This is a genomic window from Mesorhizobium australicum (genome assembly GCF_900177325.1).
Taxonomy (GTDB): domain Bacteria; phylum Pseudomonadota; class Alphaproteobacteria; order Rhizobiales; family Rhizobiaceae; genus Mesorhizobium_A; species Mesorhizobium_A australicum_A.
This window is the reverse complement of sequence record NZ_FXBL01000004.1, coordinates 4436906-4456991: the sequence shown is the minus strand read 5'-3', so window position 1 is coordinate 4456991 and position 20086 is coordinate 4436906. Positions and strand designations below refer to the sequence as shown.

19 protein-coding genes are annotated in these 20086 nt (G+C 64.2%); 9 read left to right on the top strand and 10 right to left on the bottom strand.

Features of this window, described 5'->3' with window-relative positions; genetic code table 11:
* Positions 1–10 precede the first annotated feature (10 nt).
* The 3 genes from B9Z03_RS24385 to B9Z03_RS24375 are packed head-to-tail and all read left to right on the top strand — an operon-like array spanning position 11 to position 3199.
* Positions 11–1261, top strand: a complete 1251-nt coding sequence (locus tag B9Z03_RS24385; protein WP_176247613.1) for an acyl-CoA dehydrogenase family protein — start codon at positions 11–13, stop codon at positions 1259–1261.
* A gap of 8 nt (positions 1262–1269) precedes the next feature.
* On the top strand, positions 1270–2286 hold the full coding sequence (locus tag B9Z03_RS24380; RefSeq protein WP_085466596.1) for an ABC transporter permease: 1017 nt from the start codon (positions 1270–1272) through the stop codon (positions 2284–2286).
* A gap of 4 nt (positions 2287–2290) precedes the next feature.
* Entirely contained in the window at positions 2291–3199 is a 909-nt protein-coding gene (locus tag B9Z03_RS24375) for an ABC transporter permease (protein ID WP_085466595.1), read from the top strand.
* A gap of 21 nt (positions 3200–3220) precedes the next feature.
* Here the strand turns inward: B9Z03_RS24375 and B9Z03_RS24370 are convergent, their stop codons facing one another.
* The 7 genes from B9Z03_RS24370 to B9Z03_RS24340 form a co-directional block, all read right to left on the bottom strand.
* Positions 3221–3616 (bottom strand): RidA family protein, encoded by a 396-nt coding sequence (locus B9Z03_RS24370; RefSeq protein ID WP_085467856.1) that lies wholly within the window; start codon positions 3614–3616, stop codon positions 3221–3223.
* 35 nt (positions 3617–3651) lie between these two features.
* Complete coding sequence (locus B9Z03_RS24365) at positions 3652–4875, bottom strand: acyl-CoA dehydrogenase family protein (RefSeq protein WP_085466594.1); 1224 nt, start codon at positions 4873–4875, stop codon at positions 3652–3654.
* Positions 4876–4878: 3 nt separating this feature from the next.
* Positions 4879–5721, bottom strand: coding sequence for an enoyl-CoA hydratase family protein (locus B9Z03_RS24360; RefSeq protein WP_244561836.1), 843 nt, complete (start codon positions 5719–5721; stop codon positions 4879–4881).
* 2 nt (positions 5722–5723) lie between these two features.
* Positions 5724–6500: an SDR family NAD(P)-dependent oxidoreductase gene (locus B9Z03_RS24355; RefSeq protein WP_085466592.1), complete on the bottom strand. Its 777-nt coding sequence runs from the start codon at positions 6498–6500 to the stop codon at positions 5724–5726.
* Positions 6497–8824, bottom strand: coding sequence for a bifunctional salicylyl-CoA 5-hydroxylase/oxidoreductase (locus B9Z03_RS24350; RefSeq protein WP_085466591.1), 2328 nt, complete (start codon positions 8822–8824; stop codon positions 6497–6499). Before B9Z03_RS24350 ends, B9Z03_RS24355 begins: the two co-directional genes overlap by 4 nt.
* A 168-nt stretch (positions 8825–8992) precedes the next feature.
* Complete coding sequence (locus B9Z03_RS24345; protein WP_244561835.1) at positions 8993–9517, bottom strand: MarR family winged helix-turn-helix transcriptional regulator; 525 nt, start codon at positions 9515–9517, stop codon at positions 8993–8995.
* A gap of 95 nt (positions 9518–9612) precedes the next feature.
* Positions 9613–11232, bottom strand: a complete 1620-nt coding sequence (locus tag B9Z03_RS24340) for an AMP-binding protein (RefSeq protein WP_085466590.1) — start codon at positions 11230–11232, stop codon at positions 9613–9615.
* Between the two features lie 184 nt (positions 11233–11416).
* Between B9Z03_RS24340 and B9Z03_RS24335 the strand changes: the two genes are divergently transcribed.
* The 6 genes from B9Z03_RS24335 (at position 11417) to B9Z03_RS24310 (ending at position 17577) form a co-directional block, all read left to right on the top strand.
* Positions 11417–12298: an alpha/beta hydrolase gene (locus B9Z03_RS24335; protein WP_432417012.1), complete on the top strand. Its 882-nt coding sequence runs from the start codon at positions 11417–11419 to the stop codon at positions 12296–12298.
* Between the two features lie 182 nt (positions 12299–12480).
* Complete coding sequence (locus tag B9Z03_RS24330) at positions 12481–13665, top strand: ABC transporter substrate-binding protein (protein ID WP_085466588.1); 1185 nt, start codon at positions 12481–12483, stop codon at positions 13663–13665.
* Between the two features lie 61 nt (positions 13666–13726).
* Positions 13727–14542: an ABC transporter ATP-binding protein gene (locus B9Z03_RS24325; RefSeq protein WP_085466587.1), complete on the top strand. Its 816-nt coding sequence runs from the start codon at positions 13727–13729 to the stop codon at positions 14540–14542.
* A 38-nt stretch (positions 14543–14580) separates the two neighbouring features.
* Entirely contained in the window at positions 14581–15261 is a 681-nt protein-coding gene (locus tag B9Z03_RS24320; RefSeq protein WP_085467854.1) for an ABC transporter ATP-binding protein, read from the top strand.
* Between the two features lie 4 nt (positions 15262–15265).
* Positions 15266–16276 (top strand): branched-chain amino acid ABC transporter permease, encoded by a 1011-nt coding sequence (locus tag B9Z03_RS24315; protein ID WP_085466586.1) that lies wholly within the window; start codon positions 15266–15268, stop codon positions 16274–16276.
* A complete protein-coding gene (locus B9Z03_RS24310; protein WP_085466585.1) occupies positions 16273–17577 on the top strand; it encodes a branched-chain amino acid ABC transporter permease in 1305 nt (434 codons plus the stop codon). Before B9Z03_RS24315 ends, B9Z03_RS24310 begins: the two co-directional genes overlap by 4 nt.
* Before the next feature lie 31 nt (positions 17578–17608).
* On the opposite strand, the gene B9Z03_RS24305 is transcribed toward B9Z03_RS24310, so the two are convergent.
* The 3 genes from B9Z03_RS24305 to B9Z03_RS24295 all read right to left on the bottom strand — a co-directional run bounded on the left by B9Z03_RS24305 (position 17609) and on the right by B9Z03_RS24295 (position 19987).
* A complete protein-coding gene (locus tag B9Z03_RS24305; protein ID WP_085466584.1) occupies positions 17609–17989 on the bottom strand; it encodes a RidA family protein in 381 nt (126 codons plus the stop codon).
* A gap of 89 nt (positions 17990–18078) precedes the next feature.
* Positions 18079–18618 (bottom strand): TIGR02444 family protein, encoded by a 540-nt coding sequence (locus B9Z03_RS24300; RefSeq protein WP_085466583.1) that lies wholly within the window; start codon positions 18616–18618, stop codon positions 18079–18081.
* Positions 18619–18658: 40 nt separating this feature from the next.
* Positions 18659–19987, bottom strand: coding sequence for a UbiD family decarboxylase (locus B9Z03_RS24295; protein ID WP_085466582.1), 1329 nt, complete (start codon positions 19985–19987; stop codon positions 18659–18661).
* Positions 19988–20086: the final 99 nt, after the last annotated feature.

Sequence of the window (20086 nt, the reverse complement as noted above, 5' to 3'; positions counted from 1 at the left end):
GGATGACAGAATGACAGAGACTGCGCTTTCTCCCCTTCTCGGCTCGGCGTTTCCACCGTTTGCGCTGCCGGCGGAGGTCGCACCACTGATGCTGAACCTGCAGAAGGCGATCGACAGCGAGATCGCACCGCGGGCCGTCGAAAACGATGCGACGGGGCGCTATCCGACGGAGTCGATCGCAGCCATCAAGCGAAGCGGATTTCTGCGCGCGATCCTGCCGACATCGCTGGGCGGGCCTGGCATCTCACACCGCGTGTCGATGGAGGCACAACTGCGGCTCGCCATCGCCGACAGCTCGGTCGCACAGATCTACAAGGTTCATGACGAGATCGTGCGCGAGATCCTGACCTATTGCCCGCAGGATCTCAAGCCGCGTCTGGCACGCGCGATCGTCGAGGACAGGGCCATCATCGGCCTTGCGGTTGCCGAGTCCGGCCGCACGGTCGATGCGCCCATGACGACAACGGCGCTCGCCCGTCCCGATGGCGGCTTCGTCGTCAACGGCCGCAAGATCTACACGACCGCAGCCGCCGAAGCCGACTACATCGCCACCTGGGCCTTCAATCCTGAGGCGCCCGGCGTGTCCGAGAATGCGCTGGCAGGCATGCAGCTCAATCTCATCCCGCCGACGGCCAAGGGCGTCACCGTGCACCGCGACTGGGATCCGATCGGGCAGCGGGCGACGGATTCCGGAACGATCACCTTCGACCAGGTGCAGACCGATCCGATGTGGAACGCGACGATCCCGGGACAATTCTCGCCGCCGCACGCCTCGTTGCGCTATCAGGTCGGCTTCTGCGCCATCTTGATCGGCACGGCGATCGGTGCTCTGCGCCAGGCGGCCGATTTCGTTCCGTCGAAGAGCCGCCCATGGCCGTCGGCCAAGGTGGCGAATGCCGCCGACGACCCGCTGACGCAGAGGTCGACCGGCGAGCTCGTGGCGGATCTCGTTGCCGCCTATACGCTGATGCTGAGCGCAGCCGATCTGCTGGACGTCTATGAGCGCGGCGAGATCGATCGCACGGGGCTCGCCATCCCGGTGTATGCCGCCAAGGTCGCCGCCCACAAGGCGTCGCTCGCGGCAGCCTCGGAAATCTACACGCTGATGGGCACCCGCTCGGTCGCGCGGTCCAATGGTTTCGATCGCTACTGGCGCAACATCCGCGTTCTCACCCTTCACGATCCGGTCAACTGGAAGCAGGCCGAGATCGGTCGCCATGTCCTTACGGGCTGGCAGCCGGAACCGGGCCTCTATCAGTGACAGAGCGCATGACGAAAGCGTTGGCGACCGCGCTTGCGCGGGTCCTGATCGGCGCGGCGGTGTTGGTGGCCGTCATTGCAGCGCTGGTGTCGCTGGCCGGCGCCAACCCTTTGGCCGCGCTGCGGGCGCTTGTCCATGGTGCATTCGGTGAACGTTACCTTGTGGCCGAAACGCTCGTCACCGCCGTGCCGCTGGCGATCGTCGGGCTCGGCGTCATGCCGGCGCTTCGAGCCGGCGTGTTCACCATCGGAAGCCAAGGGCAACTGATTGCGGGCGCAGCGCTTTCGACGGCGTTCATCTTTTCCGTGCCGGCCGAGGAGCCGCTCGTCCTGCTGACCGTCGGCTTTGTCGGCGGTGTGCTGGGCGGCATGCTGTATGCTCTGCTGCCTGGCTTTCTGCGCGCCTATGTTCAGGTCAACGAGATCCTCTCTACGCTGCTCCTGAACTACATTGCGGGCTTCGCGCTGCTCTGGCTTCTCAAGGGACCGCTCGCCGCAGGTGCGCAGACGGCAACACCGCGAAGCGCACCTTTGCCGGAGACTTCGCTGGTGCCGAGCCTGCTCGAAGGCACGCGTCTTCATTGGGGCGCGGCTTTCGTGATCCTGCTCGCCGCCGGGCTGATGATGTGGACGCGCACGCGGTCCGGGCTCCTCTACCGGGTTTTCGCCAGCAATGAAGGGCTCGCCGCGCGGCTCGGCCTGTCGCAGCCTCGGGCGGTGGTGACGAGCTTCCTCTTTGCCGGGGCGACCGCCGGTCTCGCCGGCTGGCTGCAGGTCGCCGGCGTCGCCCACACGCTCTACCCCAGCGTCGACGGTGGGCTCGGCTTCGCAGGCATCCTTGTCGCCGTGCTGGGCGGTCTGACGCCACTCGGCATCGTGCTCGCCTCCCTGTTGTTTGCAGCTCTCACCACCGGTGCCCAGGGAATGCAGATGGGAACGTCCGTGCCGGCTGCGATCGCGATCGTCGCGCAGGGACTGGTGCTGCTGATCGTCGCGATCGGCCTGCAGCGAAAACGGACGGCGTGACCCCATGACCTGGACCGATATCGTTTTCTGGCAGATCGTGCTTGGAGGCATGCTGAGGCTCGCTGCGCCGATCTTCCTGGCCGCACTTGGCGAGATGATCACCGAGCGGGCAGGGACGCTCAATCTCGGCATCGACGGGATCATGACCGCCGGCGCTTTCGCAGCCGTCGTTTTCGCACACATGGCCGGGTGGCCGGCGGGACTTCTCGGCGCGGCCGTCGTGGGCGGCTGCTATGGGGCGATCCTTGCCGTCTCCGTCATCCGGCTCAGGGCCAACCAGATCATCATCGGCATCGCCATCTCGCTCATCGGCGCGGGGTTGACTTCCTATCTCTTCCAGCTCTGGCAGCCTTCGGGCCAGATGGCGATCTTCGTGCCGCTGACGCCAACATGGAAGGTGCCCTTCCTGAGCGATCTCCCGTTCATCGGTCCCATACTGTTCCGGCAGAACCTGATGACCTACGCGGCGTTCGCCGCGATGGTCGTGGGCATTCTGGTGCTGGCGAGGACCCGCATCGGTATTATCCTGAAGGCGGTGGGCGACGATCCGGCAGGGGCGGAGATGCGAGGCGTCAACACGGCGCTGGTGCGCTATGTGGCATTGATACTCGGCGGTGCGCTGATGGGGCTCGCGGGCGCCGCGATCACGCTCGGTGTGCTCGGCGCCTTCAATGACGGGCTCACCAACGGCCGCGGCTATGTCGCGCTCGCCGTCGTCATCATCGGTCGCTGGTCGGTGCCCGGAGCCTTCGCGGGAGCGCTCCTCTTCTCATTCTTCGAGAGCCTGGGCCTTCGGGCCCAAGGCGGGATGAGCTTCGTGCCGACGGAACTCTTCTCGATCCTGCCCTACGCCATGACGCTTCTGGCTCTTGCACTGACGGCACGCGCCAGGATCGCACCGCGCGCGCTGTGACAAGTCAACTGAAGGCCGACGCTACTCCGGCACGACCGCGGTCGCCTGGATCTCGATCTTCGCACGGTCCTCGACCAGCGCGACGACCTGCATGGCAGCCATGGCGGGGAAATGGCGGCCGATGACCTCACGATAGGCTTGGCCGATCGCGCGCAGGTTGTCGACATACTCCTTCTTGTCGGTGAAATACCAGGTCATCGAAGTGATATGATGCGGCCCAGCGCCGCCCGCTTTCAACACGTCGACGATGTTCAGCAGGGTCTGACGCACCTGTGCCACGAAGTCGTCGGTTTCGAATTCGCAGCGCGCATTCCAGCCGATCTGACCACCGATGAAGAGGATGCGGCCCCGGGCTTCAATGCCGTTCGCGTATCCCAGCGGCTGCTTCCAGCCCTCGGGTTGCAGAACACGGTGTATGTTGCTCGGCGTCTCGGCCTTGCGGGGAGGGGCGGTCATACGCGGTCCTTTTCTGCGGGGGAGCGCGGCGATGCCGCTTTCATCAGCTCACGACCGATGATGAGCTTTTGCACCTCCGTGGCGCCTTCGTAGATGCGCAACGCGCGGATTTCGCGGTAGAGGCGTTCCGTGATTTCGCCCACGCGCACGCCGCGTCCGCCGAACATCTGTAGCGCCTGGTCGATGACCCATTGCGCGTTTTCCGTCGCCGTCATCTTGGCCATTGCAGCTTCACGGGTGATCGGCAGCTTCTGGACGTCGCGTCGCCAGGCCGTACGCACCGTGAGCAGCGAGGCCGTGTCGATCGCCGTCGCCATTTCGCCAAGGGTGCTCTGCGCAGTGGGCAGGTCCGCCAGCGTTGCCCCGAACATCCTGCGCGATCTGGCATGTGCCACGGCCTCGTCGAGGGCGCGCCGGGCAAAGCCGATCGCCGCGGCCGCGACCGAGGGACGAAAGATGTCGAGCGTGCGCATGGCGATCTTGAAGCCTTCACCGGGCTGTCCGAGAAGCTGCGAAACAGGGATGCGGCAATTGTCGAAGCGGATGCGGGCGAGCGGATGCGGCGCGATGGTCTCGATGCGCTCGGCAATCTCGAAGCCGGGCGTGTCGGCAAAGACGACGAAGGCCGAGATGCCACGTGTTCCGGGAGCCTCGCCGGTGCGGGCGAAGACGCTATAGACGTCGGCAATGCCGCCGTTGGAGATGAAGATCTTTTCGCCGTCGAGCACATAATGGTCGCCGGCTCGGCGGGCGCTGCTGCTCATCGCCGCCACGTCTGAACCGGCTTCGGGTTCGGTCAGCGCGAAGGCGGAGATCAGTTCGCCCCTGGCGATTTTCGGCAGGATCGCCCGCTTGAGTTCCTCGGAGGCCGACAGGCTGATGGCACCGGTGCCGAGCCCCTGCATGGCGAAGGCGAAGTCGGCGAGGCCGTCGTGGAATGCAAGCGTCTCGCGGATGAGGCACAGCGAGCGGCTGTCGATCGCCTCGGACGCGCCACCGAAGGCGGCCGGCACGCAGTGGCGCAGGAAGCCGGCGTCGCCCAACCTTATGACCAGGCTCCTGCAGGCACCGTCTGCGTCGGCATGGTCGATCTCGCCCAGCCCACCTCTGGCGACGAAGGCGTCCAGTTCGCCGGCCAGCACGCGATGGTCGTCAGCGAAAAAGGGCCAGTCCAGATGATCGCGAGCTGGGGTGCGGGCCGGTGCGGAAGACGACGCCATGATCTAGCGTCCCTCGAAAACGGGCTTAGTCTTGGCGGCGAAAGCCTCGAAGGCGCGGCGGAAGTCGCCGGTGGCCATGCAGATCGCCTGTGCCTGCGCCTCCGACTCGATGAGCTGGTCGATGCCCATGGCCCACTCCTGGTCCAGCATCTTCTTCGTCATCGCGTGCGCGAACCACGGGCCGTCGGCGAGGTTGCGCGCAAATGCCTGTGCTGCGCCGAGGAGGGCGGCTCGGTCGTGCAGCGCGTTGTAGAAGCCCCAGGCATGGCCTTCGGCAGCGGTCATCACTCGGCCGGTGAACAAGAGTTCTGCCGCGCGGCCCTGGCCGATGATGCGCGGAAGGATGCCGCAGGCGCCCATGTCGGCGCCGGCGAGGCCGACACGCGTGAACAGAAAGGCTGTCTTTGCCTCCGGCGTGGCAATGCGATGGTCCGCGGCCATCGCAAGAATGGCGCCCGCCCCGGCGCAGATTCCGTCGACGGCAGCGATGATCGGTTGCGGACAGGCGCGCATCTGGCGCACGAGGTCGCCGGTCATGCGCGTGAAGTCGAGCAGGTCCGGCATCGACATCCTGGTCAGTGGCTCGATGATGTCGAAGACATCGCCGCCCGAGGAGAAATTGTTCTCCGCGCCGGTCAGCACCACCACCCGCACATCGTCGGCGCGGCCAAGCGCCCGGAACAGGTCGGTCAGCTCCTCGTAGCTCTCGAACGTGAGCGGGTTCTTTTTTTCGGGTCGGTTGAGCGTAATGGTGGCGACGCGGCCATCATCGTCGGTTTCGAGCAGGAAGTGCTTCGGCCGGTGGCTCCGAAAGGGTCGCTTCTTGTCTTGCATCGGATTGGTCATTGTCATCCTCCCAGAACTTCGCCGCCGGCGACGGCAATCGCCTGACCGGTGATCGCGGTCGCGTTTTCCGACGTGAGCCAGAGCACCGCGTCGGCGACTTCCTGCGGCGTGACCAGCCGCCCCTGCGGGTTGGCGCGGGTGAGGCTCGTTCGGGCCTCAGCCGCCGAGCGGCCCGTCGCGCCGATGATGGTCTCGACCGCGTTGTCCAGCAGCGGCGTATCGGTAAAGCCGGGGCATACCGCGTTGACGGTGACGTCGCTGCGGGCCAGTTCCAGCGCCAGCGCGCGCGTCAGCCCGACGACGCCATGCTTGGCCGCGCAATAGGCCGAGACATAAGGATAGCCAGTGAGGCCCGCCGTGCTCGCCACGTTGACAATGCGCCCGCTGCCGGCGCGCCTCACGGAAGCGATCGCTGCGTGGGTAACCAGGTAGACGCCGGTAAGGTTGATCGAGATCACCCGGCTCCACAATGCGGGATCCGTCTTGTCGAAGGGCGCGGAAGGCGCTTCGCCTGCGCAGTTGACCAGCACGGCGATGTCCCCGAAACGGCCTACAGCTCTGGCGACACCGCCCTCGACGAGAGACGCGTCGGTGACGTCGAAGCCGTCGAGAACCAGGGCCTCGCCGCCGGCCGCGGCGATCTCTGACTGCACGGCTTTGAGTGGCGTCTCGCGTCGGCCGGCGAGGCTGACGCGGTGGCCCCTGGCGGCCAGCGCGATCGCGATGGCCTTGCCGATGCCGCTGCCGGCGCCGGTAACCAAAGCATGGCGCGCTGTCATGGTTTGCTCACTATGGCGGGAGCTGCAGCACGTGCCAGATTGTTCACATATTGCGCGCGTGCCGAATGATACTGCTTCGGCCAAGGTTGCTCGGCATATCCGATCCTGGCTGCTTCGTGCATGACGAAGAACGGATCTGCGAGATGCGGGCGGGCAACGGCGCAGAGATCCGCCCGTCCGGCGGCAATGATCGAATTGGCATGGTCCGCCTCCGAAATGGCGCCGACAGCGATCGTGGGCACCTGAATCTCATTGCGGATCTTGTCCGAAAAAGGCGTCTGGAACAGGCGCCCGTAGACCGGCCGCTCTTCCTTCACCACCTGGCCGGAGGAGCAATCTATCATATCGGCACCGGCGTCTTTGAACATCTGCGCGAAGATGGCCGCGTCTTCCGGCGTGTTGCCGCCTTCGTACCAGTCATGGGCAGACAAGCGCACGGACATCGGCCGGTCCTGCGGCCAGACAGCGCGAACGGCGCGGAACACTTCCAGCGGAAACCGGGCGCGGTTCTCGTGGCTGCCGCCATATTCGTCGTCGCGCAGATTGGTGAGCGGCGAAAGGAAGCTGGACAGAAGATATCCATGCGCCGCGTGTAGTTCGAGCATGTCAAAGCCGATGTCGCGCGCACGTTCCGTCGCAGCGATGAAATCGGCCAGCACCCGGTCCATGTCGTCGCGCGTCATGGCGCGCGGAACGACGGACGTCTTCAGATAGGGCAGTGCGGATGCGGAGATCAGTGGCCAGCCGCCATGCTCCAGCGGCTGGTCGATGCCTTCCCAGGCGACCTTGGTGGCGCCCTTGCGGCCGGCATGGCCGAGCTGGAGGCCGATCTTGGCCGGCGTCTGTGTATGGATGAAATCCACCAGACGCCTGAAGGCGGCAGACTGGGCATCGTTCCAAAGACCCAGGCAGCCGGGTGTGATGCGGGCGTCGGGCGACACGCAGGTCATTTCGGGAAAGACGAGTGCCGCGCCGCCCATGGCCCGGGAGCCGAGATGAACCAGGTGAAAATCATCGGGCACGCCGTCCGTCGCCGAATACATCGCCATCGGCGAGACGACGATGCGGTTCTTCAACGTCAGGCCCCTGATCCGGAACGGCGTGAACATGGGCGAAGGCACGGCGCCGTTCGGGGCCGGGTCGACGCCGGCGCGCGCCGCGAACCAGCGCTCGTATCCTTCGAGCCAGTCCCTGTCGCGGAGGCGCAGGTTTTCATGGCTGATGCGCTGGGAACGCGTCAGCATGGAATACATGAACTGTTCGGGCTCGAGCGTGTCGGCGTAGCGTGTGCCAACGACCTCGAACCACTCCATCGCGTTCCGCGCCGCGTTCTGGATGCGCGCGACGTCGACGCGCCGGATCTCTTCATAGGCCGCCAGCACGGCCGGAATGCTGGCCTTGTCGTGGCCGATGAGATCAAACTGCCGCGTCAGCTCGATCGCGTCGTCAATGGCGAGCTTGGTGCCGGAACCGATCGCGAAATGGGCGGTATGGGCGCTGTCGCCCATCAGGACGACGTGACTGTTGCCGTTGAAGTGGCTCCACTTCTCGCAGATCAGGCGCCCGAAGTTCAGCCAGGCCGAGCCGCGCAGATGCTGCGCATTCGTCATCAGGCGGTGGCCGTCGAGCGTTTCGGCGAACAGGTTCTCGCAGAATGCGACGGACTGGTCCTGATCCATCTTGTCGATGCCGTGCGCCTTGAACACCTCGTCGGTGGTCTCGACGATGAACGTCGAGGTCGTGTCGTCGAAGCGGTAGATGTGAGCTTGGAACCAGCCATGCTCGGTGCGGCGGAAATCGAAGGTGAAGGCGTCGAAGCGCTTGTCCGTGCCGAGCCAGATATAGCGGTTCGGCCGCATCAGCATGTCCGGCTTGAAGACCTCGGCATACTTTGCCCGGATGCGCGAATTGACACCGTCGGACGAAATGACGAGGTCAGCATCCGCGAATTCCTCGTCGCTTTGCACGTCGCGTTCGAAGACCAGTTCGACACCAAGCTCGATGCAGCGTTCCTGCAGGATGTTCAGCATCTTCTTGCGGCCGATGCCGACAAAGCCATGGCCGGTGGTGCGGATCCTGCGCCCCTTGAACACCAGCTCGATGTCGTCCCAATGGTTGAAGGCGATTTCGATGGCCTGCGCCGTCTGCGGATCCCATTGCCGCATCGACTGCATGGTCGCGTCGGAAAACACGACACCCCAGCCGAAGGTATCGAAGGGACGGTTGCGCTCGACCACGGTGACCTGGTGTGCAGGGTGCTGCTTCTTCATCAGCAGTGCGAAATAGAGCCCGGCCGGTCCGCCGCCGATGCAAACAATGCGCATGCCGTCCTCCGCCGCTTCATCACCGGACCGAAGCCCAGCCTGGTCATACCGGACCATGGATCAGGCCGAAAAAAACTTCAAGCTTAAAATAATTGGCCATCGGCTCGCGATACTTGAACGTTCGAACGATTGGCAGGATCGACTACGGCTGACAGCCCGGGATGCGGCTCAGCTCCGCCCCAGCGCCGTGACGACGGAGCTCTTGAGCTTGCCGAGTTTGTCGAACAGCGTTTCGCTGTCCCGTGCGGCCAGATCGCCAAAAAGTTCGGCGATCCAATCGCCGTGCGCGGCCGCCATCTTCTTGAACTCGGCGCGGCCGAAAGGGGTCAGCGCGATGATCTGGACACGTCTGTCGGTCGGCGAGACAGTGCGGCTGACATGGCCGCTTTCGGCAAGCCGCTCGACCAGGGCGGTCATGTTGCCGGGCGACACCATCATGCGCTTGGAAAGTTCGCCGAGCACCATGCCGGCCCTGGCGCGTTCGAGCTGTGCCATGAGATCGAAACGCGGCAGCGTGCAGTCGAACTGCTCGCGCAGACGGCGGCGGATCTCGGTCTCGACCAGCGTCGAGCAGGTCAGCAGCCTGAGCCACAGGCGCAGTTCCCGGCCGTGGTCGGCGGGCGCTTCCAGCACCTTTGTCTCGCCGTCCACCCAGTCAGGCGAGATTGTCTTGATCGTGCTGTCACGGCTCACGATGAAAGTTCACTCCTGCCAAGGTTGGCTGCGATGCGCATCGCAGCCTTGTAGTGCCGGCCGGCGATCATGAACAGGCTCGCCGGCCTCGGCGCTCAGACTTCCGCGGCAAGGCGGAAACGCTGGATCTTTCCGGTCTGCGTTTTCGGAAGAGAATCGGTAAATTTGATGGAGCGGGGATATTTGTAGGGAGCGATCGTCGCCTTGATGTGATCCTGCAGCCGCTTGATCGTCCGAGCGTCGCGTTCCACGCCTTCGGCCGGTACGACATGCGCTTCCACGATCTGGCCGCGCTCCGGATCCGGCACGCCGATGACCGCACATTCGGCGACATCCGGGTGCGACAGCAGCGCCGCCTCGACTTCCGGTCCGGCGATGTTGTAGCCGGCGCTGACGATCATGTCGTCCGATCGCGCGGCGAAATGGAAGAAGCCGTCCTCGTCCTGAAAGAAGCTGTCGCCGGTGAGATTCCAGCCGTTGCGCACGTAGTCGCGCTGGCGTTCGTCCGCCATGTAGCGGCAACCGGTTGGCCCTCGCACCGCCAGCCTTCCGACCGTGCCCCGCGGCGCTTCATTCATGTTCTCGTCCACGATGATCGCCTCGTAGCCGCCGACCGGCTTGCCGGTGCATGCGGGCTTGCAGTCGTCGAGATGGTTGGAAATGAAGATGTGCAGCATTTCCGTCGCGCCGATCCCGTCGAGGATCGGCTTGCCTGTCTTGCGTGTCCACTCCTCGAAGACCGGCCCGGGCAAGGTTTCGCCGGCCGACACGGCGATGCGCAGCGATGACAGATCCGCTCCGCCGTCCATCGCCTTCAGCATCGCCTTGTAGGCCGTCGGCGCAGTGAAGGAGATGGTGGCACGGTAGTTCTCGATGATCGAGATCATGTTCGGCGGCGTCGCCTGCTCGAGCAATGTCGCCGCCGCCCCGAAGCGAAGCGGAAAGATCGCGAGGCCGCCCAGGCCGAAGGTGAAGGCGAGCGGCGGTGAGCCGACGAAGATGTCCTCGGGTGTGACCTTGAGCACTTCCTTCGCATAGGCGTCCGCGATGATGAGCAGGTCGCGGTGGAAATGCATCGTGGCCTTGGGTATCCCCGTCGTGCCGGAGGTAAAGCCGAGGAGCGCCACGTCATCGCGCCCTGTGTCCACGGGATCGAACCGTACCGGCTTGTCGAGAGCCGCGCGGTCGAGCTCCGCATCGTGGTTGGCGGTGCCATCGAACCCGACCACGCGTTTCAGGAAGGCACTGTCCTTCGCGCAGGCGAGCATCTCGTCCATCAGACGGGTGTCGCACAGCGCCAGGGAGATTTCGGCCTTGTCGACGATCTGGGCCAATTCTCCTGCGCGGAGCAGGGGCATGGTGTTGACCACCACCGCGCCGGCCTTGGTAGCCGCGAGCCAGCAGGCGACCATCGCCGGATTGTTGGCCGAACGTATCAGCACCCGGTTGCCGGGTTTCACGCCGTAGTCCTCTACGAGCGTATGCGCGATGCGGCTGGTCCAGTCGGAAAGCTCCTTGTAGGTGCGCCGCCGTCCGTTGCCGATCAGCGCCGTCCGGTCGCCGAAACCCTTTTCGACCATCCGGTCGGTCAACTCGACCGCGGCGTTCATCTGTTCGGGATAGTCGAAGCCGTCGAGCAGGAAATCCGGCCATTGGTCCTGGGGCGGGAGATTGTCCCGAGCGAACGTGTCGATGTGTGCAGATTGCCCGAGCATTTGTTCTCCATGAGCCCACGGCCGCGCGAACGGCAGCGTCGCTTGATGCGTGGCCGTTCTACCTCGATCGAGGTTCGGCTCTTTCGCACGCGTTGTGTCCGCGCCAGTTGTTCCACTCACCACGAAGGCTCTCATGGGGCCGAATTTATTTCAAGCATAAAGTTTTTTTGAGAGTTCTGTTGACGTGGCCGGGGATGTCCGGCCATTGCTATTGCACGTTGCCGAAAGGGAGGGCCCCTTGCTCGAATACCGTATCCAGGATTGGGACAACGCCTACGCCAACTCGGCCAATATTGCCGGAAGCGAGCGGTGGCCCGCGGCGTGGTTCGAGGCTGCGCAATCGTTCCGCGACCGCCTTGCCGCACAGGGGCGCTCTAGATTGGACATTGCCTATGGCAGTGGTGCCCGGCATCGCCTCGATCTCTTCCTGCCGGAAGGTCGGCCGACGGGGCTCGTGGTGTTCATTCACGGGGGCTACTGGATGGCGTTCGACCAGCGCGCCTGGTCGCATCTCGCCGCCGGGTCGGTGGACGCCGGCTATGCCGTGGCCATGCCGACCTATACGCTGTGCCCGGAGGCACGAATTACCGACATCGTGGGCGAGGTCGCGTCGGCCATCGGCAAGGCGGCGGAATTGGTCGAGGGTCCGATCGCGCTGACTGGCCATTCGGCCGGAGGGCATCTCGCCAGCCGCATGATTTCATCACCGTCGCCTCTTGCGGACGCGGTTCGCGTCCGCATTCGCAACGTCGTTTCCATTTCGGGCCTGCACGATCTGCGCCCGCTCATGAGAACAGGGATGAACGCGAAGCTGCGGATCGACGAGGCGGAAGCATTGGCCGAAAGTCCGGCGCTGCTGCGGCCGATGGCCGATGCGCGGATCACCTGCTGGGTCGGCGGCGGGGAGCGCCAGGAATTTCTTCGCCAATCTGCCCTGCTTGCCAACATGTGGACCGGACTGGGCGCGACGACTGCGGAAGTAGTCGAGCCGGATCGTCATCACTTCAGCATCGTCGACGGGCTGGCGAGCGCCGATCACCCGCTGACGAAGACGCTTTTGAGCTGAGGCGACGATCCACGAATGAAAGCAAAGGACCGAAATCACAAAAACTGACGACCGTTTTCGGGAACTGGTGTTTTGCCATCCCAAATGGCGTCGACATAGAGTAGTGCAAGCCAGAACTGGATGCACCGGACGGTCGTCCTTGCCATCCTGCAAATACTGAGAGGGAAGTTATGGGAGCCAGTATGAAAAAGTTTCTGATCGCGTCCGCGGCATGCCTCGCGCTTTCGGCCGCTGCCAGCGCCGAAGACGTCAAGGTGGGTATCGAAATGGGCTTCACCGGTCCGATCGAAAGCCTCACGCCGCCGATGGCCCAGGCCGCTGAGCTGGCAATGAAGGAGGTCAGCGATTCCGGACTGTTCCTGGGCGGCGCCAAGGTGGTTCCGGTCCGCGGCGACGAGACCTGCATCGATGCAGGCGCCGCCACCGCGGCCGCTGAACGGCTCGTGACGTCCGACAAGGTGGCCGGCATCATTGGCCCGACCTGCTCGGGCGCGACGAGCGCGGTCCTGACCAATGTCGCCATCCCGAACGGCATGGTTCTCATCTCGCCTTCGGCCACGTCGCCTGGCCTGTCCACCATCGACAGCAAGGGACTGTTCTTCCGCACGGCTCCGTCGGATGCCCGCGAAGGAGAGATCCTCGCCCAGATCATGACCGAGCGTGGCGTGAAGTCCGCGGCGATCAGCTATACCAACAACGACTACGGCAAGGGCATCGCCGCCTCCATCCAGTCGGCGTTCGAAAAGCTCGGCGGCAAGATCACGCTGAGCGCCCCGCACGAGGACGGCAAGAGCGACTACTCGGCGGAAGTCGGCGCCCTGGCTTCGGCCGGTGGTGATGCCATCGTCGTGGCCGGCTATGCAGACCAGGGCGGAGCCGGCGTCGTCCAGACGGTTCTCGACACGGGCGCGTTCTCGAAGTTCGTGTTTCCGAACGGCATGTGGGGCGAAAGCCTGATCAAGAAGTTCGGCTCGCAGATCGATGGCGCGTTTGGCGACCTGCCGGGGTCCGACAGCCCCGGCGCGGCGAAGCTTCTGGAAATGACGAAGGCGGCTGGCATCAACGGCACGGCCACCTTCGTCCCGGAGACCTATGACGCGGCGGCGATCATGCTGCTTGCGATGCAGGCCGCGAATTCGGCAAAGCCGGCAGACTACAAGGGCAAGATCATGGACGTCGTGAATGCTCCGGGCGAGAAGATCTTCCCGGGCGATCTCGCCAAGGCGCTGGAAATCCTCAAGGCTGGCGGCGATGTCGATTATGTCGGCGCGTCCAACGTGGAATTTATCGGCAAGGGCGAAAGCGCCGGATCCTACCGCGAGGTGGAGATCGAGGGCGGCGCGATGAAGACGGTGAAGTTTCACTGACGTATCGAGTGCGACCCGTCGCTAGGTGGGCGACGGGTCGCGCCGGAACAGTCTTGAGCTGATGATTGTCTGTCACGACATCCATAAGCATTTCGGCGGCTTCCACGCTGTGGACGGCGTTTCTCTGACGATTCCCGCCGGCGCGATTACCGGACTGATCGGGCCGAACGGCGCCGGGAAGTCGACCCTTTTCAACGTCATCGCAGGCGTCCACAGGCCAACTTCCGGCACGGTGACGATGGCGGGCGAAGACATTACCGGCCTGCCGCCGCACCAGCTCTTCGCAAGGGGCCTGCTCAGGACATTCCAGATCGCTCATGAATTCTCCTCGATGAGCGTGCTGGAAAACCTGATGATGGTGCCGGGCGGACAGAGCGGCGAGACGCTCTGGAACACATGGGTGCACCGTCGCCGGATCGAGCGCGAGGAGGAGGGCCTTCGCGCCAAGGCGCAAGACGTTCTGGAATTCCTCGGCCTTGCCCATGTGCGTGAGGAGCGGGCCGGCAACCTGTCGGGTGGGCAGAAGAAGCTGCTCGAACTCGGCCGCACCATGATGGTGGATGCGCGGATCGTCTTTCTCGACGAAGTCGGCGCTGGCGTGAATCGCACGTTGCTCAGGACGATCGGCGACGCGATCGTGCGGCTGAACAAGGAACGCGGCTACACATTCTGCGTCATCGAGCACGACATGGATTTCATCGCGAGGCTGTGCGACAGCGTCATCGTGATGGCGCAGGGAAAAGTGCTGGCCCAGGGCGCGCCGGCCGACATCGTGCGCGACGAGCGGGTGATCGAGGCTTATCTCGGCACCGGCCTCAAGAACAAGGTTCTTGGCAAGGGGGCCGGCGAGGCCATGATCGGGGTGGCGGCACCGTGACGTCCACAGGCGCGCCTCCTTTCCTGATCGGTGAAGCCATGGTCGGCGGCTATGGTGGCGCAGACATCCTCAACGGCTGCACGATCGCCGTCGAGAAGGGCGAGATCGCCGTCATCGTCGGTCCCAACGGCGCGGGCAAGTCGACGGCGATGAAGGCCATGTTCGGTATGCTGGATCTGCGGACCGGAGGAGTGCGGCTGGGGGGCGAAGATATCACCCGGCTACGCCCGCAGGAGCGCGTCGCCAAGGGCATGGCCTTCGTGCCGCAGACTGAAAACGTGTTCCCGTCCATGACGGTGGAAGAAAACCTCGAAATGGGCGCCTTCCTGCGCCGGGACGATTTCAGCCCGACAATGGAGCAGGTCTATTCGCTGTTTCCGGTATTGAAGGACAAGAGGCGCCAGCCGGCTGGCGAGCTTTCCGGCGGACAGCGCCAGCAGGTCGCGGTCGGCCGCGCATTGATGACGGAACCCTCCGTCTTGCTGCTCGACGAGCCGACGGCGGGCGTCAGCCCGATCGTCATGGACGAGCTCTTCGACCGTATCATCGACGTCGCCCGCACGGGCGTCACGGTACTGATGGTGGAGCAGAACGCCCGGCAGGCGCTCGAGATCGCCGATCGCGGATACGTGCTGGTGCAGGGGGCAAACCGCTTCACCGGAAGCGGTAAGGAATTGCTGACCGATCCCGAGGTGCGCAGCACCTTCCTGGGAGGGTGACGGCATGGATGTGCTCAACGCGCTCGTCGTATTTGCGAATTTCGTGCTCCTCCCGGCGATGACCTACGGCTCGCAGCTCGCGCTCGGCGCGCTGGGCGCCACGCTGGTCTACGGCATCCTGCGCTTCTCCAATTTTGGCCATGGCGACACGATGTCCTTCGGCACCATGGCGACGATCCTGGCAATGTGGGGGATCCAGGCGGCCGGCATAAGCATCGCACCGTTGCCGACTGCCTTGCTCGCGCTGCCGGCCGGCATGATCGCCACGATAGCCGTCGTGCTCCTGACGGACCGGCTGGTCTACCGACCCTATCGGACCCGGAAGGTTCCTTCGATCACGCTGGTCATGGCGTCGCTGGGGGTCATGTTCGTCATGGGTGGTCTGGTGCGCATCCTCATCGGCGTCGAAGACAGGCAGTTCGCCGATGGTGAGCGCTTCATTTTCACCGCGGCGCAATTCCGCCAGTGGACCGGACTGACAGAGACGATGGCCCTGCGCACGGCGCAGGCCATCACGCTGGTCACGACGATCGTCGTCGTCAGCTGGCTCCACTGGTTCCTGAAGCGCACCCGCACCGGCAAATCGATGCGGGCCTTCTCCGACAACGAAAACCTGGCGCTGCTTTCAGGCATCAATCCGGAGCGTGTGGTGACCATCGTCTGGGTGCTGTCGGCTGCACTCGCCACGCTCGCGGGCGTCCTCTACGGCCTCGACAAGTCGTTTCGACCGATCACCTACTTTCAGCTCCTCCTTCCGGTTTTCGCCGCGGCCGTGGTGGGCGGTCTTGGAAATCCGATCGGCGCGGTGGCGGGCGGCTTCGTGGTCGCCTTTTCGGAGATCCTGGTCACCTACAGCTTCAAGAAACTGGCCAGCTACCTGCTTCCGACCGAATGGCAACCCGAAGGCCTGCTGCAGCTCCTCTCAACCGACTACAAGGTGGCGGTAAGTTTTATCGTTCTCATCCTCGTCCTCCTGTTCAGGCCGACCGGCATTTTCCGAGGCAAGGCGGCATGAGCGTGGCGGGTCGCAACACGCTGCTGTTCCTCGCGGTCGGCGCATTGATCGTCATCACCGGCCTCACGCAGAGCTGGAACGCGGCGCTTACCATCGTCAATATGGGCCTGATTTCGGCGGTCATGGCGCTCGGCGTCAATATTCAGTGGGGCTATGCCGGGCTCTACAATGTCGGAACCATGGGTTTCGTGGCGCTTGGCGGCCTTGCGGCCGTCCTGGTGGCGCTCGATCCGGTTTCCGGTGCCTGGCAGGCCGGCGGCTTCAGGATCGCCGCGGCTCTTCTGTTCGGCGCTGCCGTCATCGCAGCCGGAGCGCTGTTCTACAGACGAATGCCGAAGAAAAGCGGCTGGCGGATTCTTTTGCTCGCCATCGCTCTCGGGATCGGCTTCTTCGCCTATCGGTGGGTTCTCGATCCTGCGGTCACCGCCGTAGAGGCAATCAATCCGGCCCTCCAGGGTAATATTGGGGGCCTTGGTCTTCCGGTTCTTTTGTCCTGGCCGGTCGGTGCTCTTCTTGCCGCCGGCGCGGGCTGGCTGATCGGCAAGACGGCGCTCGGGCTGCGCTCGGATTATCTGGCGATCGCCACGCTCGGCATTGCCGAAATCGTCATCGCAGTGATGAAGAACGAAGACTGGCTGGACCGCGGCGTCAAGAACATCGTCGACATTCCGCGGCCGGTGCCGTTCGAAGTCGATCTCCAGGCAAGCCAGAGCTTCCTGGCTTTTGCCTCGAGCATCGGGGCGGACCCGGTCGCCGCTTCGGCGGTGGTGGTGAAGCTGCTCTATGCGGCGATGTTCCTGGCGGTGCTGCTGGTGCTGATCTGGCTGTCGGAGGCGGCATTGCATTCGCCCTGGGGGCGAATGATGCGGGCGATCCGCGACAACGAGGTCGCGGCAGCCGCAATGGGCAAGGACGTCACCCGCCGGCACTTGCAGATATTCGTTCTCGGCTGCGCCGTTCTGGGTATCTCGGGCGCTATGCTCGCCACCCTGGAAGGCCAGTTGACGCCCGGCGCATTCCAGCCCTTGCGCTATACGTTCCTGATCTGGGTCATGGTCGTTGTCGGTGGCTCGGGCAGCAACCTGGGCGCGGTGCTGGGCGGCTTCCTGATCTGGTATCTATGGGTACAGGTCGAGCCATGGGGCAACAGCCTGATGGCTCTGGCCACGTCCGGTATGACCGATGGACCGCTGAAGCAGCACCTGATCGAAAGCGCCGCGCACATGCGGCTGGTGGTGATGGGCGTGATCCTGATCGTGATGCTGCGATTCAGGCCGCAAGGCCTGATACCCGGAAAGTGAGATCTCTCTTTCCGGGTATAAGCGCCGCCCGCTAGGCTCGTGTCGAGGCGGTCACCTCGATCTCGACCTTGGCGCCTGGTGCGGGCAACTGGCAGATCAGCAGCGTGTTCGTAGGGCGTATGTCTCGGAAAACTTCGCCCAGCACGGGCGCGATGTCCTTTAGATAGCTCGCATCGGTAATATACACGCGGCAGGCCACGGCATTCTTCAGGCTGGCTCCGGCCTTGGCCAGCGCCGAGCCGATCGAGGCCAACGCATTGCGCGCCTGGTCCGACGCGCTTTCCGGCATGGCGCCGGTTGCCGGGTCCTGTCCCATGGTGCCCGAGACATAGATCGTCGAACCGTCGATCACCGCCTTGGCGTAGCCGGCGAAGTCTTCCGACGGCGCTCCGGAAAAGATGCGGTTCTTCAAGTGGCAGGCTCCTCATGTTGATGAGGAGCGACATTAGCGAAGGCCTGTGAGTACGAAACGCGGCCTACTTGTGCGATCGGGCGGACCTTTTATGCGACCGGCAGAACGCGCCGGATTTCCTCTGCCGCACCGGCCCCGTAGAGGATTGCCGTGATGGCAGCCCGGTCGCCCTCGGCGAGGCTGGTTCCCGTCTCTTTGAAGAAGGTGGCAAGGTTTTCGGCCATTGCTTGCGGCGAGCCTGCGTCAGGTGTGTCGCACTGCAACTCGGCAAGCCGCGCGAGCATCAGCAGTTCTCCGTGCTCGCAGTCGATCTCGGCGGAGAGCACGGTCTTATAGAGCGATGTCCCCGCCCGATCGTCGAGACGTTTCGCGTCTTCCTTCAGCCAGCGTCGGGCTGCGCGCATCGGCAAGACCGCCGACATGTGCCATGTTCGAGCTGCCTGAGCGAGCGGCGCCATCCGGGCACCGAGCGGCTGCCCGTCGATCGAGCCGCGCCAAAGGCAGAACAGCATCATCGTCACATCGATCCCATGCCGCTCCTGCAATTCGAGGCAGGCTGGCGCGACCTCCGGCTGGCCGTAGAGGCCGACGACGAAGTCCCAGGCCGGGTGAGCGGGAAAAGCGCTCATGCGCCGCGGCCGGACACGATGCGTTTCCCAACGGAAGGCATCACGCGAGCCATTCGCGCAAATCTATCGCGTCCTCGCCGGGGATGGTTTTGCGCGCGAATTCCGCTTCGCGTCCGAACGGCATGGTCGCGTCGATGCAGAGCCGCCCCCAATGGTCCTTGTGCGGGTCACGGTAGAAGCCCGGAATGTCGTTGAGAATCATGGCGCGAGTATCCGCCCTTCCGCGCGTCATATAAGCCCACATGACATCATCAAGATCGTAGATATCCACGTCTTCGTCGACCACGATCACAACCTTGTTGTAGTCGAGATAGGAGCCGAGCGCCGCGAGGATCGCGTGTTTGCCCTGGCCCTCGTAGGTCTTACGAATCTTGATGATGGAGATCATCACGTTCGGCCGGCAGCAGACGTCGATCACGCCCGGCACCTGTGCCGCGACGTGACGATAGACACGCGCCGCCGTGACGGCCTCGAGAGGCCGAAGGTCTTCCGGCGAGCCGCAGACGAGCGCGTGGAAGATCGCATCGGGCCTGTAGCTCACGTGGCTGATCTCGAAGACGTGGTTGTCGCCTACGCCAACATAGTTGCCCATGAATTCGCCGAACGGACCTTCCGGCCGTTTCACGTTGGGCAGGAAGCGGCCTTCCACGACGATGTCGACCGAGGCCGGAACCTCGAGATCGATCGTCTTGCAGCGCCGCATCGGAATCTTTCCGCCGCTGACCTGTGCAGCCATCACCAGTTCCGACGCGTCGTAGGGGAGAGAGGCACAGGCGGCGAGGAAGATTTCCGGCGGACAGGACAGAAGCAGTGCGGCGGGCAGCGCCTCTCCGCGCGATTCTGCCTTGACCTGATAGCGAGCCAGGTCGTGGGTGGAGCCGAGCCTCACCCTCAGTTCAGCGTCCGACACATACATGGAGCGGTGGAACGACAGATTGGGCACGCCGCTGTCCGGCTCGCGCGCCAGGAAGATCGCCGAGGTGAAATAAGGTCCGGCATCGCGCTCGTGATAGGTGACGGCGGGGAGGTCCGAGAGCGTTCCGCTCACGAATTCGGATTCTATGGAGATGGGAGCCCGCTCCAGCACGTCGGCGTCGCGGCCGGCGATGCAGGCATCCGTCAGTTCGATCCACCTTTGGCAGAATGTCTTGTCACCGGCTCCGATCAGGCGGCGGAGGCGCTCATGGCTGCCGTAGAGGTTGGAGACGACCGGAAAACTCGTGCCCTCGACCCTTTCGAACAGGACGGCTTGGTCACCCGCCTTCTGGACTGCCTTGGTGACGGCGGCAAGCTGATGGCGCGGATCGACGGGTCTGCGTACCACCGAGAGTTCGCCCTGCTGGGCAAGGGTATCGACAAATGGCCGCATGATCGTCTCCGGTTCGAGCCTGCCAGTTAATCGTTTTGCCGCGGCGGGCAATAGTCCGCGCTTTTGTCGCGCCAGCCCAAACTTTTTGGAATTCGGCAC